At 36.5% G+C, this 26,079-nt stretch carries 22 protein-coding genes; 11 read left to right on the top strand and 11 right to left on the bottom strand.

Translation table 11 applies throughout. The annotated features are described in order from the left end of the window. Positions 1-9: 9 nt before the first annotated feature. The gene (locus HBN50_RS12555; protein WP_273870521.1) at positions 10-450 is read right to left on the bottom strand and encodes a hypothetical protein; all 441 of its coding nucleotides are present in this window, start codon (positions 448-450) and stop codon (positions 10-12) included. A gap of 197 nt (positions 451-647) precedes the next feature. On the opposite strand from HBN50_RS12555, the gene HBN50_RS12550 reads away from it, so the two are divergent. The 5 genes from HBN50_RS12550 (at position 648) to HBN50_RS12530 (ending at position 6,868) form a co-directional block, all read left to right on the top strand. Beyond that, a complete protein-coding gene (locus HBN50_RS12550) occupies positions 648-1,967 on the top strand; it encodes a hypothetical protein (protein ID WP_273870519.1) in 1,320 nt (439 codons plus the stop codon). 138 nt (positions 1,968-2,105) lie between these two features. Then, positions 2,106-3,170 carry a hypothetical protein gene (locus HBN50_RS12545; RefSeq protein ID WP_273870517.1) on the top strand — a complete coding sequence of 355 codons (1,065 nt, stop codon included), beginning with the start codon at positions 2,106-2,108 and terminating at the stop codon, positions 3,168-3,170. Beyond that, on the top strand, positions 3,167-4,408 hold the full coding sequence (locus tag HBN50_RS12540) for a hypothetical protein (RefSeq protein WP_273870514.1): 1,242 nt from the start codon (positions 3,167-3,169) through the stop codon (positions 4,406-4,408). The genes HBN50_RS12545 and HBN50_RS12540 overlap by 4 nt, the downstream gene beginning before the upstream one ends. Further along, the gene (locus HBN50_RS12535) at positions 4,396-5,610 is read left to right on the top strand and encodes a hypothetical protein (RefSeq protein ID WP_273870511.1); all 1,215 of its coding nucleotides are present in this window, start codon (positions 4,396-4,398) and stop codon (positions 5,608-5,610) included. Before HBN50_RS12540 ends, HBN50_RS12535 begins: the two co-directional genes overlap by 13 nt. Position 5,611: 1 nt before the next feature. After that, positions 5,612-6,868 (top strand): hypothetical protein, encoded by a 1,257-nt coding sequence (locus HBN50_RS12530; protein ID WP_273870507.1) that lies wholly within the window; start codon positions 5,612-5,614, stop codon positions 6,866-6,868. Positions 6,869-6,874: 6 nt separating this feature from the next. Here the strand turns inward: HBN50_RS12530 and HBN50_RS12525 are convergent, their stop codons facing one another. Next, a complete protein-coding gene (locus HBN50_RS12525) occupies positions 6,875-7,693 on the bottom strand; it encodes a hypothetical protein (RefSeq protein WP_273870505.1) in 819 nt (272 codons plus the stop codon). Positions 7,694-7,882: 189 nt separating this feature from the next. Between HBN50_RS12525 and HBN50_RS12520 the strand changes: the two genes are divergently transcribed. After that, positions 7,883-9,046 (top strand): thiolase family protein, encoded by a 1,164-nt coding sequence (locus tag HBN50_RS12520; RefSeq protein ID WP_273870503.1) that lies wholly within the window; start codon positions 7,883-7,885, stop codon positions 9,044-9,046. 56 nt (positions 9,047-9,102) lie between these two features. After that, entirely contained in the window at positions 9,103-10,254 is a 1,152-nt protein-coding gene (locus HBN50_RS12515) for a Crp/Fnr family transcriptional regulator (RefSeq protein WP_273870501.1), read from the top strand. Positions 10,255-10,274: 20 nt separating this feature from the next. On the opposite strand, the gene HBN50_RS12510 is transcribed toward HBN50_RS12515, so the two are convergent. Beyond that, a complete protein-coding gene (locus tag HBN50_RS12510; protein ID WP_273870499.1) occupies positions 10,275-11,864 on the bottom strand; it encodes a hypothetical protein in 1,590 nt (529 codons plus the stop codon). Positions 11,865-12,038: 174 nt separating this feature from the next. Between HBN50_RS12510 and HBN50_RS12505 the strand changes: the two genes are divergently transcribed. The 4 genes from HBN50_RS12505 to HBN50_RS12490 all read left to right on the top strand — a co-directional run bounded on the left by HBN50_RS12505 (position 12,039) and on the right by HBN50_RS12490 (position 16,323). Further along, positions 12,039-12,824 carry a GYF domain-containing protein gene (locus HBN50_RS12505; RefSeq protein WP_273870497.1) on the top strand — a complete coding sequence of 262 codons (786 nt, stop codon included), beginning with the start codon at positions 12,039-12,041 and terminating at the stop codon, positions 12,822-12,824. Between the two features lie 28 nt (positions 12,825-12,852). Then, complete coding sequence (locus HBN50_RS12500; RefSeq protein ID WP_273870495.1) at positions 12,853-13,716, top strand: serine aminopeptidase domain-containing protein; 864 nt, start codon at positions 12,853-12,855, stop codon at positions 13,714-13,716. 5 nt (positions 13,717-13,721) lie between these two features. Further along, positions 13,722-14,240: a hypothetical protein gene (locus HBN50_RS12495; RefSeq protein WP_273870493.1), complete on the top strand. Its 519-nt coding sequence runs from the start codon at positions 13,722-13,724 to the stop codon at positions 14,238-14,240. 91 nt (positions 14,241-14,331) lie between these two features. Continuing rightward, the gene (locus tag HBN50_RS12490; RefSeq protein WP_273870490.1) at positions 14,332-16,323 is read left to right on the top strand and encodes a serine/threonine protein kinase; all 1,992 of its coding nucleotides are present in this window, start codon (positions 14,332-14,334) and stop codon (positions 16,321-16,323) included. Positions 16,324-16,333: 10 nt separating this feature from the next. Here HBN50_RS12490 and HBN50_RS12485 read toward each other — a convergent pair whose 3' ends face one another. The 8 genes from HBN50_RS12485 to HBN50_RS12450 form a co-directional block, all read right to left on the bottom strand. Then, positions 16,334-17,596 (bottom strand): NRAMP family divalent metal transporter, encoded by a 1,263-nt coding sequence (locus HBN50_RS12485; RefSeq protein ID WP_273870489.1) that lies wholly within the window; start codon positions 17,594-17,596, stop codon positions 16,334-16,336. Positions 17,597-17,612: 16 nt separating this feature from the next. Further along, the gene (locus tag HBN50_RS12480) at positions 17,613-18,947 is read right to left on the bottom strand and encodes a magnesium transporter (protein ID WP_273870488.1); all 1,335 of its coding nucleotides are present in this window, start codon (positions 18,945-18,947) and stop codon (positions 17,613-17,615) included. 2 nt (positions 18,948-18,949) lie between these two features. Further along, positions 18,950-19,816 (bottom strand): pyruvate, water dikinase regulatory protein, encoded by an 867-nt coding sequence (locus HBN50_RS12475; protein ID WP_273870486.1) that lies wholly within the window; start codon positions 19,814-19,816, stop codon positions 18,950-18,952. A 75-nt stretch (positions 19,817-19,891) separates the two neighbouring features. Beyond that, a complete protein-coding gene (miaA, locus tag HBN50_RS12470) occupies positions 19,892-20,860 on the bottom strand; it encodes a tRNA (adenosine(37)-N6)-dimethylallyltransferase MiaA (RefSeq protein WP_273870485.1) in 969 nt (322 codons plus the stop codon). Then, a complete protein-coding gene (gene mutL / locus HBN50_RS12465) occupies positions 20,853-22,616 on the bottom strand; it encodes a DNA mismatch repair endonuclease MutL (RefSeq protein ID WP_273870484.1) in 1,764 nt (587 codons plus the stop codon). Before mutL ends, miaA begins: the two co-directional genes overlap by 8 nt. After that, positions 22,616-23,521: a GGDEF domain-containing protein gene (locus tag HBN50_RS12460; RefSeq protein WP_273870483.1), complete on the bottom strand. Its 906-nt coding sequence runs from the start codon at positions 23,519-23,521 to the stop codon at positions 22,616-22,618. The genes mutL and HBN50_RS12460 overlap by 1 nt, the downstream gene beginning before the upstream one ends. A 91-nt stretch (positions 23,522-23,612) precedes the next feature. Then, positions 23,613-24,863, bottom strand: a complete 1,251-nt coding sequence (locus HBN50_RS12455) for a hypothetical protein (protein WP_273870482.1) — start codon at positions 24,861-24,863, stop codon at positions 23,613-23,615. 9 nt (positions 24,864-24,872) lie between these two features. Continuing rightward, a complete protein-coding gene (locus HBN50_RS12450; RefSeq protein WP_273870480.1) occupies positions 24,873-26,006 on the bottom strand; it encodes an acyl-CoA dehydrogenase family protein in 1,134 nt (377 codons plus the stop codon). Positions 26,007-26,079: the final 73 nt, after the last annotated feature.

Below are 26,079 nucleotides of genomic sequence, written 5' to 3'. Positions count from 1 at the left end.
GGGCTTTTTTTATACAAATTTTAAAATTTCATCGGCCTTGAGTGTTAGACCAACATTTTCTCTGGTTGTCTTATAATAGAAATCAACGTTATTCATTTTTGTCTCATTCCATTGATTTGTGTAATCATCCCAATTTTCCGTTTGAAAATACTCGTCAAAGAAAACACCTACAGAATCAACAAGAGTATCCATGATTTTTTCAGGATTTGTCTTATCATCTAGATTTGCCGAAGCGAAATATGAGATAGGTGTGGCCATTTTATCATTGGCATCAAGGAGACATACCATCACAAGCACTTCACTTGGGTAGGACTGTCCATAAACTTCAAAAACTTTACTCTTCTTTGAACATTGTGTCCCGTATGAGTTTTGTAGAAGCTCAGTCACACTTTCTTTCCATTGCTCGGGTAGGTTAAGTGCTGGTTTATCGTGTTCTATTCTCGATAACATTCTGTTGTTCTCCTTTAAATTTGAATTAATGGTAATACCTTGAAAAAGCAGGGCTTTCAAGGGGCTTTTTTGGGCCAGTTATGTTTGTTTATGTTCGAGCTCAAAGAGAAAACCTTTGGCACTATACATGCAACATAATAACGAAATACTTGATTAAGTATCCAAATTTAAAGGTTTTCTGTCTAAAAAATGGGCAGATGTATCACCTTGTAACAGGTTGTTTAATGAAAAAGCATTGTTTTCTTCAATTATCCGTTTTGTTTTCTCTGTTCCTATTGGCCTCAGAGTCACTGGGGCAATCGACTTTTGTTAGAGACGATGAGGGACATTGCGAAAAGATTAATGTGAAAAACAGCGGTGCTTTTATTAATATTCAAAAAGGTTCACTTGAGTATCGGTTATGTGAAAGAATGTTTCCTGCCGATGCAACGAGGAGATCTTTGTATGATCAAAGGTTTGGTGTGCCATCAGCTTTTCAAAATTACGATGACTTTAAAATTGATTATTTTGAAGAAGCTATTGTATCACATTATAAGAGCCGTTTTGATTATGAGAAGCTTTCTGTACAAAGCTACCTTGGAATTCCTAGTTCTTCAGGAAATTCTATCTTTCACAAAAGTACACCTGGAAAAATTCTTGTTTCAAAAAATGGAAAACACCCAGAAGTTATAAAAAATGAAAAGTCGATTAATCGTCATATGAAAATCGATATAGAATATGGTTTTAATTCTTTGACAGTAATTGATCTAAGCTTGGATTACGTGAGAACAAGTAACGATTGGGAAATGATACTGGAGCTGAATAAGGAAGCTTCAGTAATGTGGAGATCTATTCTTGAGAAATCAAATCTTCATAGTTCTTATGATGAACTGAATAATGCTTATATTCAAGGGGAGAAGTTACACTCAAACTGGTTGGAAAGAAGATCGATAAATAAGATGATTAAAGCTTACAAAAGACAAGTTTACGATTTTCTCTCTTCTGGAAGTATTCGCTATACCTATGGTGTTTCGATGCTTAATTCATTCCACCCATTCTTTACTCAAGTCCTTTTAGAAATGTTTTTTAGTTCTTTCAATTATGCGAAAGTCGATGGTAAAAGAAAGAAAGGACATGACTATGAAAAAGAGTCATTGGCGCTCTTTGTTGCAGCTTTTGGTGACCAGGAAGTGATTCGTTTAGTTTCGAACGATGACACTCAGTGGAATACTTACTTTGCTAATAATGAAGTAAAAGGGAGTCTTCTTTCATTACTTTCTATGACGGCAACAAAAGATTGTTTTCAACTTGGTCTCAAACCGGAAATCAGTCGTACTTTGTTTTTAGGTTTTGATCCTATCTATTATCACCAGACAGTGAGTAAGATCTTCACTAATATTAGCGGAAATATTGCTCATAACTGTGGAATTGGAAAGGATGAAGAGTATGGAATTTATTATTCGAATCTCTATCATTCAGAATATAAAGGTCTCAATAAAGATATGCTCAAGCTCTTTAGAAAACGTAACGAATTCTAAAGAAGTTCAATTGGTCCATTCTTGTTTGTTTATGTTCGAGCTCAAAGAGAAAACCTTTGGCACTATACATGCAACATAATAACGAAATACTTGATTAAGTATCCAAATTTAAAGGTTTTCTGTGTAAAAAATGGACAGATGTATCACCTTGTAACAGGTTGTTTAATGAAAAAGCTTTGTTTAATTCTATTTTTTACTTTCTGCTCGCCAAGTCTCTTGGCCGCGGCTTCATATAGTGAAACGAAGCTTACTGATAAGACTGAACTTCTTTTTCACCATTATGCGGCCGCTCTTTTTAATTTTAAAAAGAAATTACAAGTATCTCTTGAAGGAAGCTATCCAAGCTTTGATCGTGGAGATCGATATGTCTATGGGAGAGACATTTCTTATGGCCTTGATGGAATTGACGATATTCATCTTTCATACGAGTACTTATTAGAGAGTAATGATTGGGATTCTCTTGTAGAGCTCAATAATGATTCACATAGACTATGGAAGAAGTTACTAAAGACAACTAATCTACACAAAAGCTATGAAGAGCTTAATCGTGCTTATCTAAAAGGGAATAAACTTCATTCTAAGAGAAAGATCAGAAAGGAATTGGAAAAAGAGATTATAAACTTTAAAAAGAAAGTCTATGACTATCTCTCTTCTGGTAGTGTTCATTATACTTATGGTGCTTCACTTGTTGATCAATTTCATCCCTTCTTTGTTCAAGTTCTGGTCGAAATATTTTCTAAGTCTTTCTTATATGCAGGTATTGATAGAAGGAGATTTGATGCTGAACAACTTCAAAAAGATTCTCTGATTCTCTATGGATCAATCTTGGGTGATGAAGAACTCATTGGAAATATTTTAAGAATTGAAAATATAGACGAAAGCCTGTATCGAAAAAGAGAGTTTAAAGGGAGCCTCGTTTCATTGATTGCGATGGTGGCCTCGAATAAAAATTGTGATCAAATTGGTCTCCTTCCTGAGGTTAGTCTTAATTCTTTAATTCATTTTAAACCTGTTATCTATGAACTAAGTGTAAATCATATTTTTACAAATATTCAGCAAAATCTCATTTATAATTGCTTTCTAAGTCCGACAAACTTTTATAATAGCGCTATTGGAAGTTTTAATAAATCTTATCTGAAGCTTGTTAGAAAGAGAGCAGAAAAGGATTTGAGACAAATTGATTGGAAGGAGGTTCAGCTATGAAGACCTCTTTGATTCTCATCATTTTTTCTTGCTCACTTATCTCATTAAAAAGTAGTGCCTCGAATTATCGGATTGATAAGAATAATACATGCGAAGATAAGCGTTTCAATGAAGCGAATAAAAACATTTTTTTTAGAAACTCTCTTGAAGCCAAGTTCTGTGAGAGACTATTTCCTGATTTGAATGATAAAAAAGCTCTCGCATCTCGTGATTATGGAGTTCCATCTCGAGCTCAAAATTATCGTGCACCTAAAATAAAAGAGATCGATCATTTTAAAGTTCTGCGTGCGTCCATGGAATTTACTACAACTCCTATTCTTGTCAATGTTTCGAGTGATGGGGAATATCCAAAATATCCTAAGTTTTTTGAAGAGGAATATGGTTTTGATACGGATTGGCCTAATGAAATTGCACTATCTTATGACTATTTAATCGAATCACAGGATTGGCAAGGCCTATTGGATTTAAATATTCAGGCTTCAAAAATATGGGATTTGATTTTAGAGAAATCTGATATTCACCAAGACTATGACTCTTTGAAAAATGCTTATGTTTTTGGAAAAAAACTCCATTCAAAAAGAAAAGGCAGAAAAGAGATAGATCATATGATCAAAGCATATCAGAAAAATGTATTTGATTTTCTTTCATCAAGTGGTGGGCGTTATACGTATGGTGTTTCTCTTATTGATCATTTTCACCCTTTCTTTTTACAAATTGTGATTGAGTTTGCTTCTGAACTCTTTGCAATTGATTTCGTTGATAGAGATAGATTTTCAGAGTTCAATTTTAGACTTGATTATCAGCTTTTGAATGCAACTCTCATTGCAAATCCTAATATGATGATTGCTTATTCTCACTGGATTGAAAATTTTGAAGAGCTACTTTCTAAATACGAACATCGTGGAGCAATCATTTCTATATTGAGTATGGCCGCAACTGAAACAGAATGCTTACAACTTGGCCTCAAACCGGAAATTTCTCGTTCAGTCTTACTAGGAATTCATACTGATAAGTATAGACAGGTTTCAAAGCAAATCATGATGTATCTAAAATCTGATATAAGACAGAGTTGTGGAAATGTAGATAGTCTATTTTTTCCAGACATTCAATTACAATCAAGAATTTATAATATTTATTATCCGCAATTTGGAAAAAGCATCGTTAAACCTTTTAGGGAAAATGGAAAACGCTTTTTGGATTCTGTGGATTGGGAGATGAATTATAAATGGGTAAGATAAATTTTGCACTCTCTTTATTATTTTTGTCTTCTGTGAAGGCGTTTGCAATTAACTTTGAAGTTAATGAGCAAGGATACTGCCCTGGAATTAAAGTATCTCTGGCCACTACCGTAGAGATCGTAAATCCGATAGATGAAAATAGTCTTGAATACCGTTTATGTGAAAGAATGTTTCCGGATCATAAAAATAGAAAGTCGATACAATCAAATAAGTATGGAGTGCCTTCTAATGTTCAAAATTATGACGCACCAGTTATAAGAAATTCTGAGTCTTTTTCTCTTTCACATGTAAACCTTTCTAAGCGTGTTAACGTTCATATTTCAAAAGATGGACATTATCCTGTATTTTCAGAAGATTTTTTAGGGCAACAATATGGATTTGATTATTATAAAGATATTAACTTGTCCTATGACTTTTTGTTAGAAAGTAATGATTGGGACGGTATTTATGAATTAAATAGACAAGCTGCTAATGTTTGGAAAACCGTTCTTTCGATGTCTGATTTACATCATGATTATGATTCATTAAAGAATGCCTATATTTTCGACAAAAAGTTGCATTCAAAAAGAAGTGGAAGAAAAGAAATTGACGAACTTATTTTTAACTACCAAAAAAGTGTATTGGACTTTTTAAGCTCGAGTGGAGTTCGCTATACATATGGTGCTTCACTTATTAGTGAGTTTCACCCTTTCTTTATGCAGACGATCATTGAATTTTACTCTGAATCATTCATCAGCTCCCTTATTGATAAGAGACGAATAAAGGATGCTGATCTTTATAGCTATTCGAAAATTCTTTATGCCTCGCTTTTTGTTAATGAAAAATACGATAAGAAGGTAAGAGAAATTTTTCAAATATCATCTAATGCCTATCAACACTTTGAGTATCAAGCAGGTATACTCTCATTGATTAATATGGCGGTAGCGAATAAGAATTGCTTTCAGTTAGGATTAAAGCCCGAATTAAGTCGTTCAATCATTTCTAGTATGAATAACTATTTATACAGTACTGAAATTTCGAATATCTTCAAAAATACACAAGGGAATCTAAGTCTCAATTGTGGAAAGACAGAGCTTATGGGCAGAAAGGTTCATTCGATTCTTTATAATGCTGCTTATAAATATTTTGAAAAAGATATTCTCATCCCTTTTAGAAAAAAGGCGGTTAAACTATTTAAAAAGACTGATTGGGCAGGGTATTGATTTGAACTTAAAGATAAAAGTACTATTCTATCTCTCTCTTCTCTGCGCGCTTCAGGCCTTTTTCTCATTCTCTGTTTATGGGTTTGAGAAAGTTAGTATCTATCAAAACGATAGTTGTGATGGACAATATCAGCAGGTCGGAGATTTTAAGTTAGAGCATTTTTTTAAAAGTAATAGTCTCGAGAAGATCATGTGTGAGAGGGGATTCCCGCCAAAGTTTAGAAAAAGTTATCTCTATGATTCTCGTTATGGCGTTTCTTCTAAGGATCAGGACTATGGAAAATCTCGTCTTGATTTGAGTGAGAAACTTGTCTTTTATCATCTAGGTAAAGAGCTTTTGGTTGATGAGTTTGGAAGTTATCCCGACTTGGCCCTCGGGGTTAAACCGATTCAAAATATGCCAAGGACAATTAGACTTAATTATGGGTTTCCAACTAGAGAGAGTATTCACCTGTCCTATGAGTTTCTATTAGAGAGCAATGATTGGGATTCTCTTTTAGATTTAAATAACCTTGCTAAAGAGGTGTGGGATAGAGTTCTTTCTTTATCAGATAAGCATAACAACTATGATGATTTAAAAAATGCTTACTTACTATCTTCAAAGCTTCATACGAAAAAAGAGGGGCGAGAGAAGATCGATCATCTTATCAATACTTATAAGCAAACTGTTCTCGATTTTCTCTCTTCTGGTGGGATTCGCTATACTTATGGTGCGAGTATGATTGAGAATTTTCATCCTTTTTTCAGTCAAGTCATTATCGAGATCTTTACGAATCTCTATCGTGACGCAGAAGTGGATGGAAGTTTCTCTTTTAAATCAGAGTCATCCTTTTTAGATGCGATTGTTATTTATTCTTCAAGTGTTGCTTCCAAAGAAAAGAGAAATCAAGTCTTTGAAACGGTTCCTCATCTTAAAGAACGCATTAAAAGTGAAGAAGTTAGAGGAAGTGTTCTTTCTCTTATGAATATGATCGCTGCAAGGTCTTCTTGCCGTCAACTTGGATTAAAGCCTGAATTAAGTCGAGTTATCTTATCTCATTTAGAATCGGTTTTTTATGGGTTAGATGTTGGGAACATGATTAAGAATATCTCGGAGAATGTTGAATTAAATTGCGGTGAAATACGTTGGTGGAGCGAATATGATCAGTATCGGGTTTCAAAAATTTATTCTCGACAATATAGTGGATACAAAAAACATATTTTAATTCCAATGAGAAAGAAAATTAGAAGTTTGATGAAGAACTTCTCTTGGTTCTAAGTTTTTTTATAAATTGATACAAAGAGTATTTTTAACGGAACGCCTCTTCTCAAAGCCATTTATACTCGTGATCTCTATACATTCAAAGCCAATGAGCTTTTGCTCTCTTTTGTAAAAAACTTTTGTGTCACTGCTAAATTGGTTGTAGGCCTTCTTCGTTTCAAAATAAAATTTACCATCTCTTTTATAATAGTCCTCAAGAAAGGGTTGCTTATGAATTTTCGCGACAAGTCCTTTATCCGTTACGTAGTAGAGATCTTGAATCGATGAATTATCTCTTCTGTCTGGATAGTTGAGGTCTCGAAATGAAATTTTCACTTCTTTGCAATCTTTCATTTCTGTCTGATTATTGATTCTTTCACCTTGATAAGTCAGGTGCATGAGGCAATTTCTTATGAGATTTGTTTCATAGGAAATCGTATAGCTAGCATTTATTTCATTTTTTTCTTCTATGAGATTACAACTGTAGTTTTCATATTCTTTTTCAAAGCATTGTTCCATTCTATTGAAACGTTTGTGAACAACAATCTCGCCTTTATAGAGTATGTATTCGTGACAATTAATTCCTCTTTTTTCTCTAACAATAGAAGCTTCTTTTAGAAAATTGAGATAGCTTTTTTCACTCTCAAAGTACAATTCATAGTCTCTTGGAAAAAACTTTGGACTATATTTCTTTTCCATTTTTGATATTGCAGGAACGACAGTTCCTCTTTCTGTGATTAGAAATCCTTTCTTTAATAGAAAGTAGTTTGCCTGGACACTTGTCGTGATCAGAAAAAAGAGGATGAGAATCATGTTGGTTTTCATCATTGACCTTAATTTCATTTCATTTTTTGCGGCAGCATATCTAATAACAAGGATTCGTCACAATACTCCTTATCGGGGCATGAACAAGAAAAGTTTAATGGGCCAAGTCGTTGAAATGAGATAGTATCGCTGCTTAGAGTCTTAACGTTATTTATCGTTTATGCTTTAATGGAGCGAATAATTATCAGAGTAAAAAGGACGGGAATTATGAGTGTTTATATTTTATCTGGTGCACGTACACCAAGTGGAAGTTTTTTAGGAGCGCTTTCAAGCGTGCCAGCTCCAAAGCTCGGGGCCACGGCAATTCAAGGGGCCCTAAAGAAGGCCAATGTTGATGGTTCTAAAGTAGATGAAGTCTTCATGGGGAACGTTGTTACTGCTGGTGTAGGGCAGGCTCCGGCGCGTCAAGCGACTCTCTTTGCTGAGCTACCTGAGTCAACACCTGCTACAACAGTTAATAAAGTTTGTGGTTCAGGTCTAAAGACAATCATTATGGGTGCACAGTCAATTCTTGCAGGTGACAATCAAGTTGTTGTGGCCGGTGGAATGGAGAATATGTCACTAGCTCCACACCTTATTATGAATTCTCGTACGGGAGTTTCTAAGTTTGGTGCAGCTGAAATGAAAGATGCTATGCAATGGGATGGACTATGGGATGTTTACTCAGATCGTCCTATGGGAAATTGTGCGGAAGAGTGTGTTCGTAAATTCGAATTCACTAGAGAAGACCAAGATAATTTCTCAATTGAATCGTTTAAAAGGGCACAAAATGCCATTAAAGAAGGTGTATTTAAGGACGAAATTGAACCTGTTATAATCAAAGGGCGCAAAGGCGAGACTGTTGTTGAGGAAGATGAGGGTCCATTCAAAGCTAAATTTGATAAGATTCCAGCTCTTCGTCCAGCATTTGAAAAAGATGGAACGATTACAGCGGCAAATGCTTCGACTATTAATGATGGAGCAGCGGCAGTTGTTCTAGCTGGTGAAGAATATAAAGACCAAGCTAAGTTTAAAATCGTCTCTTATGCTTCACATGCTCAAAACCCGACTTGGTTTACAACAGCTCCTGTAGAAGCAATGAAAAAGTCATTAGATAAAGCTGGATTAAAACTAGAAGATATTGACCTTTTCGAAGTTAACGAAGCTTTTGCAACGGTTACAATGGCAGCAATGAAAGAATTAAATATCGATCATGCTAAGGTAAACGTTTTTGGTGGTGGTGTTTCTCTAGGTCACCCAATTGGATGTTCTGGAACTCGTATTGTCGTTACACTTATGAATGCGATGGAAAGAAAATCTGCAAAATACGGAATGGCCTCAATCTGTATTGGTGGTGGTGAAGCACTTAGTTTAATTGTAGAAAGACTTTAATTTAATATGAGAGAGAGTAGGATGCTCTCTCTCAACTCTCAGACTAAGGGTTAATTATGGCAGGGACGCCGGTTAAAAAAACTGCAGCAAAGAAAAAAGCTGCCGCTTCAAAAAAATCAGGGATTAGAGTTTTAAAACCAGGTGAAACTCTTTTCAAGCAAAACGATCCCGCTGAATCTCTTTTCATTATTCAAAAAGGTCAATTAAGGCTCTTTCTTCCAAAGGGAAGAGGGTTTGTTGAACTTGCTATCTTGCGTGCAGGTGAAGTTTTAGGGGAGATGGCCTACTTCGATGAAAAGTCGAGAAGAAGATCATGTTCTGCTCAGGCCATTGTCACGACTGAAGTTATCGAGATTTCTTTTAATGCTTTTCATAAAACAATTCAAAATCTAAACCCATGGTTTAGAACGATTATTACAACTCTTGCTGATCGTTTAAGAAAGACAAATGATCGCGTAAAAGAGCTTGAAAGTAACTCTGTAGGCTTTGCTGGTAGTGGAAAAGTTGCTGATTACAAATTTTTTAATAATCAGGATATCACTCGTCTTCTTACTGTTTTCTATCTCACTTTTAAATCACATGGTGAAAAGAAAGAGAGTGGAATGTGGGAAGTTCACCTGAATCGTCTGAAATTTTATACTTTTGATATTTTCAATATTCAGGAAATTAAGTTTGAAGAATTTTTTCAAATTATGCAAAAAGGAAGCTTCCTTGATATCGTTGCTGACGATGAAGGGCAACCAAAACACATCCAGCTGAAAAGTCCTGAGACTTTAAAGGGGATGCTAAGTTTTATTAACAGTGAAAGATTAAAAGAAGATGCTAAAAAAATTGTTATTGGAGATCGCTGTCTTCAGCTCTTTAGCGTCTTTATTGATTACTATACGAAAAATCCTCCAGGGCCAACGAAAGACTCGGCCGGTAAACCTCTTCTTGCTTATCCAGGAAGAGAGCTACGTGATGGAGAAGTTCTCTGTGATATGGGTGAAATTATTCGTATTGGTGAAGAGCAGGGGATTGCCCTTAATGAAGGAGATCTTCAAGATGCCGTATTGGCCAAGCTCTCTGATGATGTTATTGTCGGGGATCTCAATAAGAAGGTTGCCGTTATCAATTACGGGTTAATTAAAAAATTATATCCGGCGATTAAACTGCAAAGAATGGTTGATCAAGTAAACTTATCTAAGACAAATGGAGCGAAGTACTAGGTGTACTTCGCTCTTATATTCTATTGCCCAGCGGGCTCATAATTAACTGATTTCGTCGCACCATCTGTATAAATAGCACTTCCATAGAGCTTAACAAAGTAGCCTGTTTCAAAGATTCCCGGAATAGCTTCGCTATTATCACTTGCACCTTTGACTTTGATATTTTGATGTTCAATATAGGCGGCCTCTCCATTGGTCTTTACGAGTTGCCATCCATTAGTCGAGCTTTGTGGAATCGAGACACCATTGATCGTTACTTTAATTGTTGATTCAACTGGCTTTGAGTTCATTGAGATATAGCCGTAGTAAGTTTTTGGTGCCTTCGCTGATACCATAAAGCATTCAGGCCATACGACTTCTTTTGCATCACCATAGAGCTCAATGACTTTTCCAGTATATGATTCTCCTGCTGATGGGTAGAATCTCGTATTAACCGTTTGATTCGTATTGAAGTAGCGAAATCCATTGACTGGGTTTCCATATTGATCTGTATCTTTTCCACTTGAATCAGTTGAGATCGTTAGATCATCATCAATTGGATAGAATTGCTTTCCAGTATTTGTTTGTACGTTAATTGTAGCCTTATCGATTGATGTCGAAGAATCAGCAACTGGCCAGTATTGGTACTTATGTTTCAGTACTGTATCTTGAATCGCATTATTTACACCGTCAAAGATGTGTTGGTAATTTCCACGACAAATATCATAGGCATCGTTGGTTTCACCTGAATAGAAGACTCTCGAATTTTGATCTGTCGGAGCTGTAATATCATTTGTGTAGCTTGTTGTATAAATACTATTGGAAACAGTTTTATAAACAACACCTTTATTGTGGCTTCCAACTGTCGCTTGGCAACTCGATGAAGAACCAAGTGCCGTGATAGAGATAAATCTCATCATAGGGCTATTCAGTCGATTCGCCCCTGTGCAGTTTGATCCAAACGTCGAAAAACTACTACTGTATTTCGTACTATCTGGAGAGTAATTTCCTCTTAAACATAGAAGGTCTTGAGTCTTGGCCTTAATGTAAGGGTCCTTGAACTGTGGTGTTTCAAAGTTTTTACTTTGATTATATGAGTTGTCATCTTCATTGGACATGACAACGACAATTGTATAAGCGCCATCTCTAAAGACACCATTGGTTTGGTTATTCTGTAAAAGATCAACTGCTCTTTGAACCCCTGCCTCTTCAGTTGCTCCACCTGTTGGAAAATTTCCAAGCACATTGGCAGCATTACTTTTATCTATTTTTGTTATACCTGATCCCGGCGTGTGACCTGAGTAGCTAAAAAAGTAGGTATTGCTATTTCCAGTTCCAATAAGAGGTGCCATAAGCACGTTGTAATCAAAGCGATTGGAAATATTATTAATGACATTGTTCAGAGCTGTTTTGATCTCAGCTTTTGTATTAAATTGACTTGAAGAGTTGTCCCAAAGAAAGAGCAAATCAACTTCAGGGCGAACGAGAGTGTATTTTGTACACTTGTAGTTGTTAATTGTATTGGTTTCAGGAACAGTGCCCTGATCAGTTAGGGTATTGATTGAAAACTGTTCTTTTCCACAAGAAAAAAGAAGAGTTAGCGTGAGTATAAGAAGAAATTTTACTTTCATAAATTATCCTTAGGATATTAGAGCTCAATGGCTTATCGGAAATTTTCTGAATAAACTTGAGCTTTTCATTTTTATTTAAAAACGTGTTGCTTCGCGGCGTTTTTTTCCCTGTTAAGTTAGTCTTTTCAAAGCTTTAAAATAGGGGTTGATCGTTTTATTTAGGGGAGTACCGCAATGGTGAATTGGTATTATGTACAGGGAAGTGAAAGAGTTGGTCCAGTTAGGGAAGCTGACTTAAAGGATTTAGTGACTGATGAAGTCCTCGGTCCAGATAGCTATGTTTGGAAAAAAGGATTTGATAATTGGGTTCATCTAAAAGATGTCTCTGAGTTACAGCACATTCTCGAACAAACAGATGATGCCATCGAGGAAATTCCTACGATTGATTTTGGAGAAATTAAACGAGGTGTTGATTGGGATTCAATCTCTGAAAGTGATCGAGTTTTTATGATCAAGATTGGTATTGATCGTGGCGCGACTGAGACAGAGTATGGCCCTTATAATATGAAACAATTAAAAAGAGCTTTTGACGAAAATAGAATCAATGAAAAGACTTTTATCTTTGTTCATGGGATGGAGAACTGGACTTTTCTAGCAGATCTACCAATCTTTGAAAAAGTTTTTCAAACGGCTCCTCCAATTATTGAAGAGACAGAGAGAAGAGTTGATGTTAGAAGGCCATTTGTGGCGAGACTTCTCTTTCATGATAATGAAGAAGTATTTGAAGGTATTTGTCGCGATATCTCTGTTGGTGGAATGCAGATCTTAGTTTCTGATTTTCCCGCAGCAGTAGGTGATTCTGTTTCAATTAATGTACATCCTGATAATAGTGATGTGCGATTTACTGCTGAAGGAAGAATTGTTAGATTACTCGATGGTGGCCAAGGTTTTTCAATTCGTTTTAGTGAATTGAATACGGGTGCCAAGACTGTGATCGAACAATATACATACGATGTTTAATGATAAAGCTCAAATAAAAGAAAAAAAAATGAAAGGGAAATTTAATATAGGAAATTTCCCTTCTCATTGTTCCAAAGAAAAAATCTATTTTAAAACTTATTCTCCAGATAAAGAAGCGAAGGCCCATCTCATTATCATTCATGATATTAGTGAGCATCACGGCCGTTATTTAGAAATCGTTTCATTTCTTGAAAAAAAGAAATTGGATGATTTGGCCATTTCTTGGATTGATTTAAAAGGTCATGGACTGAGTAGTGGAGCAAGAAGTTATGTTGAAAGTTTTAATGACTATTCTCGAGATTTACAACATTACTTGAGTTCTATTGTGAATAGTGAAGTTCCTACATTTGTTCTCGGACATGGAGTAGGGAGTTTAGTTGCTTTAAATAATGTTTCTCTTTATTCAGAAGATTTTTCTAAGAGAATTACGGGGCTCATTTTAACTAATCCATGTATTCGATTGAAAATGGAGTTTCCTCGTTATCTAGGGAAAATGGATGAATCTATTTTTGGATCTCTGACAAAGAAAGTGCGTGTTCCTTACCATATACATGGTCTAGAGTTAACTCAGGATGAAGTCAAGGCCATGGCCTACGATAGTGACCCTCTTGTGAATCACTTCATTTCAAATTCTTTGTTGCAGGAAGTCTATTCGACATCTAAAAAACTAAGACAAATTTCATATTATATTGATGTTCCGACCTTTGTTGTCATAGGATGGAGAGACTATTTTTGTGATCATGACATGACAAAACTCTTTATCAAGGGCGGAGATAAGAGGCTCTTCGATTCTCTCGAGTTGCCAAGTTTTGGACACGACCTTTTTAATGAATTAAATAGAGACAAATTTTTTCAGGCCCTTTATAATTGGATAAAAAATAAAATAAGGTGAATAATATGCGTTTAGGACTTCTTTTCAGTCTACTTTTCTTAATCTCTTGTACAAACCTTTCTAAAAATATCATTAAAGAAGGTGAGTTTACTCTTAAAAGAGGTGTCTATAAGACAAGTCAGTGGGATGAGTCTCTAGAATTTAAACGTATTTCATGGTTTCACGAATTAACTCTTCAATTTGATCTTTTAATCACTAAGTTAGATGATGATACTCGTTTTCGTAAGTGGCTTTCTCCTTCGGAAAAAGCGCTTCTTGCTGACTGTAGAGACCACTACCTTGTTCTAAGTTATCACCTTGATTCAGATAAAATATCTAAACGTATGCTCTTCTCTGATATGGAACGCCAGGGTTATAAAGAGTATTTGTTGCCTAATTTCCAAAGAAATATCAAATTGCATCCAGACTTCGAACTGCTCTCACTCCAGCTTTACAGTCTCAACCTTCTTTGTAGCAAAGAGGAAAAGTCAAAAGACTTATCAGTGACGTTTCCTGGATACAAATCTGTTAACTTGTTGAAATAAAGATAAATTTAAAGAATTCTTTATATCCATGTGTTAGTCGCTAAATATTCAGCTTAAAATGCCGAAATGAGTAACTAGGAGAGTGTACTCTATGGCAGACGTAAAAGACGAATATGAACTTTTTGGCAATTATTTAATTTTAGACCACCTGGTTGATGGGGGAATGGCAAAGATTTGTCGCGCCTTTCAGTTAACTGAACAGGAGTCGAGAATTGTTGCGATTAAAATGGTTCAACCCCAATATTCAAAAGATGATTCATTCAAGCAAATGTTTGATGATGAAGTTCGTCTAACTTTCCAATTACACCATCCAAATATTGTTCAGATCATTGATAGTGGTATGTATAACGAGCAACTCTTCGTATCAATGGAATACCTCGATGGACGTAACTTAAAAGAATACTCTGATAAAATTAAAAAAATCAAAGATGGCGAGTTTAAAGGATTCTTTCCACCTTCTGTTGCGGCAAATATCGTTTCAGATGTTTGTTTTGCTCTTCATTACGCACACAACTTTACTGATAAGCTAACAGGTCAAAAAGCAAATATTATCCACAGAGATATATCTCCTCATAATATTATGCTTAACTTTGATGGAACTGTTAAAGTCATTGACTTTGGTATTGCGAAGTCAGAAAAAAGTTCTGAAGCGACACAAGCGGGTACGATTAAGGGGAAGCTCTCTTATCTTGCACCTGAATATCTAGAAGGTGAGAAGCTCGATCATCGTTATGATCAATTCGCTGTTGGGATCACTCTGTGGGAATTGCTAACTGGTCAAAAGCTATTTAAGGCCGCGAATGATTTAGCAGTTCTAAAGAAGATACAGGAATGTAAAATCATTCCACCGTCAAAAATCAATCCAGCAGTTCCAAAAGAACTTGATCTGATTGTATTGAAGGCCTTGCAAAAGAATCGAGAAAAGAGATTCAAAGATATGCAAGACTTTGGTGATACATTGAAAGTGTTTCTTTATAAGAAATATCCTCAATTTTCTTCAAAGCAAACGGTTCATCTCATTAACTCAGTCTTTAAAGATGAAATTCGCAAAGACAGAGAGAGACTCTTTCGTTTCGGAAAAATCGATGTGCGCAAGTACTTTGAGATGATTCGTTCAGGATCAAATAAATCAACAATATCAAATTCAGCACAGCAGAAACAAAGAAGTGCTGAGGTTGTTCTCGACTTTGGTTTTGAAGAGGAAAGAACAAGATCTACGGTTAAATCCAGTATTAAAGGCTCAACTAAAAGTGCTGTAGCAAAACCTAATTCAAAGGCCAGTGCTTCACCATCAGAGAAGACAGAGGTTGAACTTGAAATTGGTGATACAAATACTAAGAGACAGGTTTCATCGAGCAAGACGAGAACGAATGTCACAAGCTTGAATAAGAATCCAAGAAAGTCTGGAACATCTGTACGCCAAATTAAGAAAAAAGAGAAAAGTTCTACTGGAGGACTCATTGCTGCTGCAATTGCTGGTGTTGTTGCCTATGGAGGTTATCAATACTTAGAGGGGCGCAAAGAAGTTCCTAATGTTGCTGGTTCAACGAGCACTACAGTAGAAGATGATTCAAATAGAGTGCCTTCTCAAGTTAAAGAAATGGGAAGCCTACTTATTACTAATTATGAGCGTGAGCGACATAAGAAAATCTTCGTCAATGGAAAACAGGTCACTCCAGATATCATTGGGGCTATCGAAGTTCCACTGAATCAGGAAGTAACAGTAAGAGTTGAGACTAATAATCGCAGACACTTTATTCATAAAGCGACGTATAGTGAGAAGACTGGAAATGAGCTTGTGATTAAAAGAATGCCGTTTGCTTATTATGGTGTTCTAATTACTTCATCTCGTTGCGTCTTTGGTAATATCTCTTTTAACCTCTTTGGTGAACAAAGAGTTGAAAGCCTACCCATTACTAAAAAATACGGTATTCGACTTGCCACTAATGTAAATGAGAATGGTAAGCCAGCGCCAAAAGAGTATACTCTTTATTATAAAAGAGATGGAGAGTCTCTAGAGAAGTCTTTAAAAGTCACTGTAGAAGATAGTATTGCAGTTGATCTCTGTAAGCTTATCGACTAAGTCGGTAAGCTTACAGAAGCGGTCTTATTGCTTCGTAATAAATCAAAGCTAAATTAATGAGAATCATGAGAGCGACAATTCCGTAGCTGAAAAAATTGTATGTCGCTGTATTGGTATATTCTCCCATAACATCTGGATCATTACAGAGATTGATAATGAACAAGAGAATGATTGGAATTAAAATTCCATTGATGACCTGTGACCAAATCAAAATATTAAAAAGATTGATTCCTGGTATAAGAATCATGGCCGCACCTATAACAATGAGGGCCGTGAAAATTGTAAAGAAGTGTGGTGCTTCGTCAAAAGATTTATCCACTCCCGATTCCCAGCCCATACCTTCACAGACATAGTAACTTGTAGCAAGGGGAAGAAGAGCTGCTGCAAAAATAGATGCATTGAAAAGACCAATTCCAAATAGCACAGAAGAGTAGGGACCTGCTAAAGGAGCGAGCGCCACGGCTGCATCGGCTGCTCCTGTAATAGGAACGCCCGCTTCATGCAATGTAACCGCACAACAGATTATGATAAACATGGTAACAAGGACCATGAACGTACAGCCAACGACAACATCAATTTTAGAGTGTGTTAAATGCTTAACAGAGATTCCCTTCTCAACAACGGCTGCTTGAATATAGAATTGCATCCAAGGGGTTATGGAAGTTCCGACAAGACCGACGATAATGGGCATATCTTTGAAGTTAATTGATGAAATATTTGGAATCAGTGCCGCTTTCGTCACTTCCATCCAGTCTGGCTTAATGATAAAACCGGATACAATATAGGCTAGATAGACTGTACATCCCGCTATAAAGACTCTTTCAACAATTTTATAATCACCTTTTAGGATTAAAAGCCATACAAAGAGCGAGCAAATGGGAACTGAAATGTACTTGGATATACCGAATATTTCTCCTGCGGAGGCAATTCCTGCGAACTCGGCCATAGTGTTTCCAAGGTCGGCAAAAATTAAAAAGAAGAGAGTATAGAAAGTAACCTTAAGTCCAAACTTTTCTCTAATTAGATCGGCAAGCCCTTTTCCTGAAACAATACCCATTCTTGCAGACATCTCTTGAACCATAATGAGAGCAACAGTGATAGGGAGGAGAGTCCACAGAAGTCTAAATCCTGTTTTTGCTCCCGCTAGTGAGTAGGTTGCAATTCCACCGGCATCATTGTCAATATTTGCTGTTATGAGACCTGGTCCAATGATTCCAAGAAGAACAATAATCTTTTTTACGAATGGGGGAATGTTTGGTCTATCAATATCCACGTTATACCTTTAGGCCCTACTCATCGAGAAGCCATGGAAGTAAATCATCTACAGAGACAATTCCAAGTAATTCTTTTTCTTTATCAATAATAGGAACGTTTATGAGATTATATTTACTCATAAAACTTGCGACATCTTTCCATGAAGTATCTGGAGGAAGAGTTTTCATATCATCCTCATTCATTATATCACCGATGATGACATCTTCTTTGTGAATGAGAAGGTCTCTAAGAGAACAAGTTCCAATAAGTCTATTAGAGTTATCGATAACGTAGAGATCATAGATTGTCTCTAAGTCTTCGTGCTCTTTTGTAATGAATTCTAAAATATCTGATTTTTTAAGATGCTCTCTTACTTCAAAGACCTCTGTGGACATCAGTCCTCCAGCAGTATCTTCATCGTATTCAAGGAGTTCTTGAACTTCTTCTTTTGTCTCTTCATCTTCTATTTTATCGATGATTGCATTGGCCTTAGCTTCTCCAAGATCGTGAAGAATATCGGCAGCATCATCTGTATCCATATTCTCGATAATTTTCGCTGCTTTTTCTGCAGTTTCCTTTTTCATCAGTGTCGTTTGGACATCTTCTTCGAGTTCGGAAAGTGTTTCAGCAGCTGTTTTTGGATCGAGATTTTTAAAGATTAAGTCACGTCCGTGAGCATCGAGATCTTCAAGAATATCGGCTAAGTCAGCAGGGTGAAGTCCTTTAATATCTTCATTTGAAAGATTTAATTTTACTGAGCTTTGAATATTTCTACTTGGAATCGCGTGAACATATTTCCAATTAATGAGTACTTCGCTCTTTAAATATTTTGCGTGAGGCTTAAAGGTCTTAACGAGTTTATCGACTGGTCTCTCATAACCCAATCTTCTAAGCATCGAACGAAGTCCAATAGAGGCGTGGGTAACTCTTAAGAATTTCCCTGCTTTGATCAGTTGAATATCATTAACTCGTACTACTTTTTTTCCTGCCGTATCAACAATTTGCTTATCAAGAACGATCTTTCCAAGAGGAGGGTATTCTTCAGCTTTACCTGCAAATTGGTTGGCCAAAAGACTCGTAATGACTTTATTCTTTGGAGTCTTTGGATAGGTGCGGCTTCTTCCTTCAAAGGCACCTTCTTTAATGGTGATTCTCTTATAAGAAAATTCTTTAATGTCATCCCAGTCGATATAGAAATATTGATTATTTCTGACAAATTGGATGGCGATAACGAGAGGATATACTTCTTCATAATCGACGAAAAAATCTTTTAGCTTTCCTAATCGTTTTCCACTTTCACTATATAAAGTTGCGCCTAGTGCATTTGAAAAGTTAACGGTGATATTAGGAAAGTTTTTAAATATTCCCATCTTTAATCTTCTTTTTGCTCTCTTTTGAGCTGTTTGAAAATATTATTCTTTCTCATATTAATAAGCTTCATGATGTCTGCCGCTGTCTCTTCGAGTGCTTTGTCGGTAACATTGAAAACTGGCCATCTTTTATTTTCTGCAAATAATTCATTGGCCCACTCAATTTCTTCGATAACTTTCATATGGTCAGCATAATCACCTGTGTGATTTTGTGCTCCTAATCTTGTGAGTCTATTTCTTCTAATACCCATAAGAGCATCCGGATCAATTGTTAATGCGAAGATCTTTCTTTGATCAACTTCACGAAGTTCGACAGGTAAAGGTTGATTAGAAATGATTGGAATATTGACGACCTTCAGTCCGTGCTGACAAAGATAAACTGAAAGAGGTGTCTTTGATGTTCTCGAAATACCAACGAGAATAACATCGGCAAGGTGAAGAGAGGCAAGGTTTCTTCCATCATCATGGTTTAGAGTAAATTCCATGGCCTCAACTCTTTTATAATAATCATCATTAACGGCGTGAAGAAGTCCTGGCTCGGCCTTTGGCTCTTGTTCAAAGTAATTGGCAAATGTCGTAAGGGCCGGTCCAATAAGGTCGAGTGCACGAACGTGTTTTACTCGAGCTTGTTCTCCAATAAATTCTCTAAGCTCACTTGTTACAACCGTATAAATAATCAGGTCGTGGTGAATGGCCGCTTCATCAAAAATTGCAGTAATTTGATCTTTCGAGCGAACATTTTTATAGCGAGTGAAGTAGACATCTCTTTCAGGAAATTGAGTCATAATTGCTCTGGAAATAGCAGTTGCCGTTTCTCCTGTTCCATCAGAAATGATAATGATCTTTAGTCTCTTCGTAAGAGGTGACATAGAGGCCTTCCTTAATTGTTTGGATCTATTTTATCTCAATTTATATTAACAAAAGAAGAAAGAAATAATAGGCCCTTAATTCTTCTGTGTAATAAATTTCAAAAGATCTTGGTGTATTTTTTGTTTATCTTGAAGTGGGTGGTATTGCACTTTAGGGCTTACTTTCTTAAAGAAAGTTCTTTGGGACTTGGCCAATTGTCTTGTTGAGATATTGAGTCTCTCTTGGCAATTATTTATTGTTGAGTATTCCCCTCGGAGATAGCCCACTGTCTCTTTATAACCAATCGACTGAAGAGGTTTTTCAAGACCGCTAAAGCCTTGATCAAGAAGTGACTGAACTTCATCGACAAGTCCATCATCAAACATCTTTTGAGTTCTTTTTTGGATAATTTCCCAATGTTCATCTTTTGGAAGATCTAAGTAGAGGTGAAATATATCCCAATCTGGATGGCCGTTTTCTGAAAAATCATAAGGGTTTTTCTGATCGAAGCGCTCTTTTTCCTTCGAGATCGGCTCACCGGTCATTTTGTGATGTTCTACGGCCCTGATTAAACGATAGTGATCATTCTCGTGTAGATTAACGAGTGATTGAGGGTCGTGCTCTTCTAAATATGAGAGAAAAGGTGCTATACCTTGTTCTTTGTATAATTGATCAAGCTCTTTTTGAAGCTGCTCATTGGGAGTTCTACTTTCATACATTCCTTTAATAAGTGCACGAAGATAAAATCCTGAGCCTCCAACAAGGAAAACGATCTTATTCTGTTTAAAAAGCTCTATAATCTTCTCTTCGGCCAACTTTATATAGTCGGAGGCATTAAGGGGCTCTTTAGCAGAAGAAATATTCACAAGGTGATGTTCAACTTGTTCTAGTTCCTCATTGGTTGGTTTCGCTGTCCCAATAGTCAACTCTTTATAAAAGAGAAGAGAATCAAAGTTTACAATGGCCGAAGAAATTCCAAGCTTCTTAAGTTCTGTCGCTAAAGAGATACTTGTTGAGGTTTTTCCACTAGATGTCGGTCCCGAAATAATAACCAGCTTATTCATTGAATAGGCTCCAGAGGTTTTTATCCGTTAGTGGAACGATGGCCTTAGAGCTCAGTAGAGTTGTCATAGAGAGCCTCTTACACATAAGCTTTAATTCCATTTCAATATGACTGTGAAACTCTACTCTATATTGATTGAAGAAATATTCAGAAACATCTTCAATTGAAAGCTCATTATATTTTTGGATATCCCTAAAAAATGGGGAGAGAGTCTCTCTAATAGGGAACTCATTGAGAAAATTTGGAATACTTCTAAGAGCAATAACATCTTCATCTAGTCGATCGACTTCTAGGCCAACATGTTGAAGAACTTCGAAGAATTGATCGATCTTTCCCTTTGCTAATTCAAATGGCTCACTAATAAGAAGAGGAGTTGTATCTTTTTCTTGAAGAGATTCCTTAATTGAGAAATTCGCACCAAGATACTGTCCCATAATAAGTGAGTGATTAAGAAGAAGCATTTGGTTTGAATTTTCATCTTTCATTAAAGAGAAGCCTGAAGAAAGCTTTATATAATCAGTTGAAAGTGAACCGGTCTCTTTTTGTTGAAAAGAAGAGTGTTGATTTGAATCTTGATAACCGTAACTCGACTGGGATTGATTTAAGTCTATTCCTAGTGAGAAAGGTGTTTGAGAGAAGTTCTCAAGAGCGAGACCTTTGTTAACCTCATCACTAAAGAGTTCTCTTTGTTCGTTTTGCAAAGAAGAGAGTAGGTTAGTTGAACCACCCATTTTTTCTCTATATTCAGAGATGGTCTTCTTTATTGCAGCACTGACCATTGAGAATACGAGACTTGGTTTAAAAAACTTTACCTGAGTCTTATTGGGATGGACATTGACATCAACTCCTGAAGGAGGAGTTGTCAGCATAACAAAGTAGTGCCCGCTTTCTCCCAATGGCCAAAGCTTTTCCATATTTCTGATGATTGTTTGATGAATTTGTCGGTCAGTGAAAAGTCTACCATTGATAAAGAGATACTGATTCTTTCCAGCATTACCTCTTGAAGAGTATTGACTTACATATCCGCTAATTTTGTAGTCTTCATAGGCTCCGCTAATTTCGAGCAGCGTTTTTTCATGCTCTTCTGCCTTCTTTTTAAAGAGAATTTGCTTTGCTCTTTTTTCAAATGAACCATCATCAGATTTACGATAAATATCTTTTTCTTTGTCATCCCACTTAAGAGAAAAGGTGACATGAGGATTTGATAAGATAAATGCATTTAAAACTCTTTTTAGAGAGTTCTTCTCTGATGTCTTTGACTTGATAAATTTAAGTCTGGCAGGTGTATTGTAGAAGAGATCTTTAATATAAAAAGAAGTTCCTGCTCTTCTTCCTTGATGCTCGGAGTGGGCCTTGGTTTCTCCTCCGTGGATAATGATCTTTCCGCCGGCGTTTAGATTTTCAGCGGGAGTCGAAGTACAAGTAATTCTAGCTATACTTGCCATACTGGCAAGGGCCTCCCCACGAAAACCATAACTGTGAAGAGAGTATATATCTTCGAAGCGCTCAATCTTAGAGGTTGCATGACGGCAAAAGGCATAGGGAAGGTCTTCAAAACCCATTCCATGCCCATTGTCTTCGATGCTAATAAGCTCGAGTCCATTATCGCGAATTTGAATATTGATTTTATCTGAGCCGGCATCGATAGAGTTTTCGAGTAGCTCTTTTATGATCGAGGCCGGACGTTCAATAACTTCTCCGGCCTTAATCTGGTCAATTAAATGTTCTGGTAATAAATGTATTTTATTCGATATCATTATGCCCTATAAAACTGAACTTGGTTTCTTCCACCTTGCTTAGCTTTATATACAGCTTCATCGGCCCTTTTGAAAAGGTCTGTTCCTGTTTTAACTCCCTGACGGTAGTCGGCCACTCCAATTGAAGCAGATACAGGAAGTACTTGAGAGTCATAAACAAATTTATGAGTTTCAAGAAGTTTTCTCAGACGCTCAGCAATCTCAAAAGCTTGTTTAAGATTCGTCTTAGGAAGAAGAATAACGAATTCCTCTCCACCGTAGCGAGCGAAAATATCGATATCACGAACACCATTTTTTCTAATGATGCCTGCGCCTTCTTTTAGAACAAAGTCTCCAGCATCGTGACCATAGTTGTCATTAAGCTTTTTGAAATGATCTAAATCGAAAACGATTAACGAAAGAGGGCTACCTGTGACTTTAGACTTTTTAACTTCAAGTTCGATCTTGTCGTTGAAGTAAGCCTTGTTAAAGCATCCTGTGTGTTTATCTGTATTGGCCTCGAGATTGAGCTTATCGTAAGTTAATCTCTCTGGATCACCTTTTGGTAGAAACTTAAGAGCGATACTTCCGATTTTAATAATGTCGCCCTTTTTAAGAGCGTATTGTCCTTCAATCTTTTTGTTATTGACGTAAGTTCCGTTCTTAGAGCCTGCATCTTCTACAAGAAATGTTTCATCTCCTGCGATTAATTTGAAGTGCTGTCTGGAAATACCGTTAAATTCTAAGCTAATCTTTACTTCCGGCGAGCGCCCAACGATAACCAACTCTTCGTCGAGATCGAAGATCGTTCCATTTAGCTCTCCTCCTACTACTAAGAGTGCAGCAGGTTTTTCTGCCGCTTCCTTCTCAGCTGAAGCAAGAGCAGATTTAATGTCCGTAAGTACGACTGTAGCATCATCACTCATAAAAAAATTCCTTCTATGAAAACTAACATACTGTTTTTTTTGATTTTATCTTCTCTGCTTATCGAACACAATGGCCATTCTTTTTAGTTTTTTATTGGCCTTTTTCTAAAAATTCGTAAGCAAAGATCTTTCCGGCCTCAACTCCAGGCTGGTCAAAAGGATTTATTTGCATCAGATCGCCCATAAGAGCTGTAAGTGACTCAAAAAAGAGAACTAAGCTCGCTAAAGTTCTTTCATTAAGTTGATTGATCGATATGTGGATGAACGGTCTTTCAGCTTCCTTTAGGGCCCTAAGTGTACCATGAAACTCGGCCTTCATGAGATCACTGAGTTTGTGGCCATTTAACTTTTCAAAAGCACGTCCTTTGAAGTTAGACTTCAAAGAAAAATCTTGATGAAAATTCTCAACTTCCAAAAGAACAAGGCACTTATCAAATGGTCCTTCCATAAAAAGTTGCATTTGAGAGTGTTGGTCAGTAGGTCCGTAGGCAGGAATAGGGGTTAATCCTGTATTGATGATATTGCCATTGAGATCAAATTTCTTTCCTAAACTCTCTGCCCATAATTGAGTAAACCAAAATGAGAGTTCTCTAAGTTTTGATGAGTAAGGCATAAGAACAGTTTGGTTAATGCCACTATCTTTTAGTTTTAGAAGATACTGAGAACAAGTAAAAAGGGGATTCGTCGCAGACTCTTCTTTCAAAGTCTCACCAAATTCTTTTGCACCTAGAAAGAGTTCATCGATATTTATTTTAGCAAAGAGTGCTGGAAAAAGGCCTACAGGGCTAAGGGCACTAAAGCGTCCCCCGACATTTGAAGGTATCTCTAGGCATTGAATCCCAAGTTCACGTCCAATATTAAGCAACTCACTCTTAAGTGGATCAGTTGCAAAAACATAGTGGTTTTTAAGATCATTAAGTGGAATGCCTTCTTGCTCGAGAAGGTTTGTAATAATGGCCATGGCGGCCATTGGCTCAGCTGTTCCCCCTGACTTTGAACAGAAAAAGAACACGGCCTCTTTTAAATTTACCTGTTTTATTTGATCGTAGATTTCATCAGGATCAATATTGTTGATGAAAGTGAATTTTACCTCTGGATTGTTGTTAAGAGCTTTAATAAGCATCTCGGTTCCAAGAGAACTTCCTCCAATACCAACATGGACAAAATGCTTTTTAGTTTTAAATTTTTCAAAGGCAATTTTTGATTCGCTAATAAGTTCTTGTCTCTCAACAAGTTTGAAGAAACCTAGTTTTTCATCGTTGATAATTTTAGAAAACTTATTTGCAAGTTCTGTTTCATTAAATTGATTCTTTATATTTTGTGAAAAATTAAATGTAAGCATGCCCAATTCCTAATTTGAATATTCTTTTTTAAGAGACCTTGCAATAACAACTTTTTGAATTTGGTTTGTTCCCTCTACGATCTGTAGAACTTTTGCATCTCTCATAAAACGTTCAACAGGGTATTCTGTTGTATAACCAACTCCACCAAAAATTTGAACAGCATCTGTTGTTACTTTCATCGCTGTATCTGTTGCTTTGAGTTTTGCCATACATGCTAGTTTTTGATTTGGAGTTCCTGCATCATAAAGCTTTGCAGCTTCTGTTACAAGGAGGCGAGATGATTCAACATCTGTGGCCATATCTGCCATCATGAATTGAAGTCCTTGGAAATCAAAAATGGCCCTATTAAATTGTTTTCTTTCCAAAGAGTATTTTACTGCTTCATCGAGAGCTCTTTGAGCAAGACCTGTTGCAATTGAACCAATTGTGATACGTCCCTTATCAAGTGCGGCCATCGCAACTTTGAAACCAAAGCCTTCTTCTCTAAGTAGGTTTTCTTCAGGCACAAAACAATTTTCGAAAACGAGTTCTCTTGTCGGAGAAACTTTCCATCCCATTTTCTTTTCTTTCTTTCCGTAGCTGAATCCTTCCATTCCATCTCTAATGATGAAAGCTGAAATTCCCTTGGCCCCTTCTTCTCCAGTTCTTGCCATTACAATATAGGTTTTAGCAATACCGCCAGAAGTGATCCACATTTTCGTACCATTAAGAATGTATCCGCCTTCTACTTTTTTAGCTGTCGTTTTAAGACCGGCGGCGTCTGAACCAGAGTGTGATTCACTTAGAGCGAATGCACCAATTTCTTCACCACTCGTAAGAGCAGGAAGATATGTTTCTTTTTGTTTTTCTGTTCCAAATTCATTGAGGATAGCCTGAGTCATTGTTGAAACAGAAATAGTAACGGCATAGGAAACAGAGTATTTTGCGATTTCACTAAGAGCAACACAGAGGTCTTCGTAAGAGAGGCCCATACCACCATATTGTTCTGGAAGAGTCATTCCTGTGAAACCTAGTTCTCCCAATTGTTGGAAGAGGTCCTTGCGAAAATTCTCGGCGTGATCATCTTCTTCCATATGAGGTTCAATATTTGCTAAGCAAAACTTTGCTAATTGGTTCTTTAGTTCAAGTTGCAATTCATTCATGCGATGACTCCGTGAGAGCTAATTGTCGGTATTAAGAGAGTATTTTTAGCAATTTATCATGATTCAGCCAAGT

This window comes from Halobacteriovorax sp. GB3 (assembly GCF_028649655.1).
In the GTDB taxonomy this organism is placed as follows: Bacteria; Bdellovibrionota; Bacteriovoracia; order Bacteriovoracales; family Bacteriovoracaceae; genus BSW11-IV.
The sequence above is the reverse complement of the archived record's forward strand: the minus strand, read 5'-3'. Positions and strand labels throughout refer to the sequence as shown.

What these genes read in the sequence shown, in the direction of transcription:
- HBN50_RS12555 (WP_273870521.1), bottom strand. Translation starts at nt 450, where the DNA reads ATGTTATCGAGAATAGAACACGATAAACCAGCACTTAACCTACCCGAG.
- HBN50_RS12550 (WP_273870519.1), top strand. Translation starts at nt 648, where the DNA reads ATGTATCACCTTGTAACAGGTTGTTTAATGAAAAAGCATTGTTTTCTT.
- HBN50_RS12545 (WP_273870517.1), top strand. Translation starts at nt 2,106, where the DNA reads ATGTATCACCTTGTAACAGGTTGTTTAATGAAAAAGCTTTGTTTAATT.
- HBN50_RS12540 (WP_273870514.1), top strand. Translation starts at nt 3,167, where the DNA reads ATGAAGACCTCTTTGATTCTCATCATTTTTTCTTGCTCACTTATCTCA.
- HBN50_RS12535 (WP_273870511.1), top strand. Translation starts at nt 4,396, where the DNA reads ATGGGTAAGATAAATTTTGCACTCTCTTTATTATTTTTGTCTTCTGTG.
- HBN50_RS12525 (WP_273870505.1), bottom strand. Translation starts at nt 7,693, where the DNA reads ATGAAATTAAGGTCAATGATGAAAACCAACATGATTCTCATCCTCTTT.
- HBN50_RS12520 (WP_273870503.1), top strand. Translation starts at nt 7,883, where the DNA reads ATGAGTGTTTATATTTTATCTGGTGCACGTACACCAAGTGGAAGTTTT.
- HBN50_RS12515 (WP_273870501.1), top strand. Translation starts at nt 9,103, where the DNA reads ATGGCAGGGACGCCGGTTAAAAAAACTGCAGCAAAGAAAAAAGCTGCC.
- HBN50_RS12510 (WP_273870499.1), bottom strand. Translation starts at nt 11,864, where the DNA reads ATGAAAGTAAAATTTCTTCTTATACTCACGCTAACTCTTCTTTTTTCT.
- HBN50_RS12505 (WP_273870497.1), top strand. Translation starts at nt 12,039, where the DNA reads ATGGTGAATTGGTATTATGTACAGGGAAGTGAAAGAGTTGGTCCAGTT.
- HBN50_RS12500 (WP_273870495.1), top strand. Translation starts at nt 12,853, where the DNA reads ATGAAAGGGAAATTTAATATAGGAAATTTCCCTTCTCATTGTTCCAAA.
- HBN50_RS12495 (WP_273870493.1), top strand. Translation starts at nt 13,722, where the DNA reads ATGCGTTTAGGACTTCTTTTCAGTCTACTTTTCTTAATCTCTTGTACA.
- HBN50_RS12490 (WP_273870490.1), top strand. Translation starts at nt 14,332, where the DNA reads ATGGCAGACGTAAAAGACGAATATGAACTTTTTGGCAATTATTTAATT.
- HBN50_RS12480 (WP_273870488.1), bottom strand. Translation starts at nt 18,947, where the DNA reads ATGGGAATATTTAAAAACTTTCCTAATATCACCGTTAACTTTTCAAAT.
- HBN50_RS12475 (WP_273870486.1), bottom strand. Translation starts at nt 19,816, where the DNA reads ATGTCACCTCTTACGAAGAGACTAAAGATCATTATCATTTCTGATGGA.
- miaA (WP_273870485.1), bottom strand. Translation starts at nt 20,860, where the DNA reads ATGAATAAGCTGGTTATTATTTCGGGACCGACATCTAGTGGAAAAACC.
- mutL (WP_273870484.1), bottom strand. Translation starts at nt 22,616, where the DNA reads ATGATATCGAATAAAATACATTTATTACCAGAACATTTAATTGACCAG.
- HBN50_RS12460 (WP_273870483.1), bottom strand. Translation starts at nt 23,521, where the DNA reads ATGAGTGATGATGCTACAGTCGTACTTACGGACATTAAATCTGCTCTT.
- HBN50_RS12455 (WP_273870482.1), bottom strand. Translation starts at nt 24,863, where the DNA reads ATGCTTACATTTAATTTTTCACAAAATATAAAGAATCAATTTAATGAA.
- HBN50_RS12450 (WP_273870480.1), bottom strand. Translation starts at nt 26,006, where the DNA reads ATGAATGAATTGCAACTTGAACTAAAGAACCAATTAGCAAAGTTTTGC.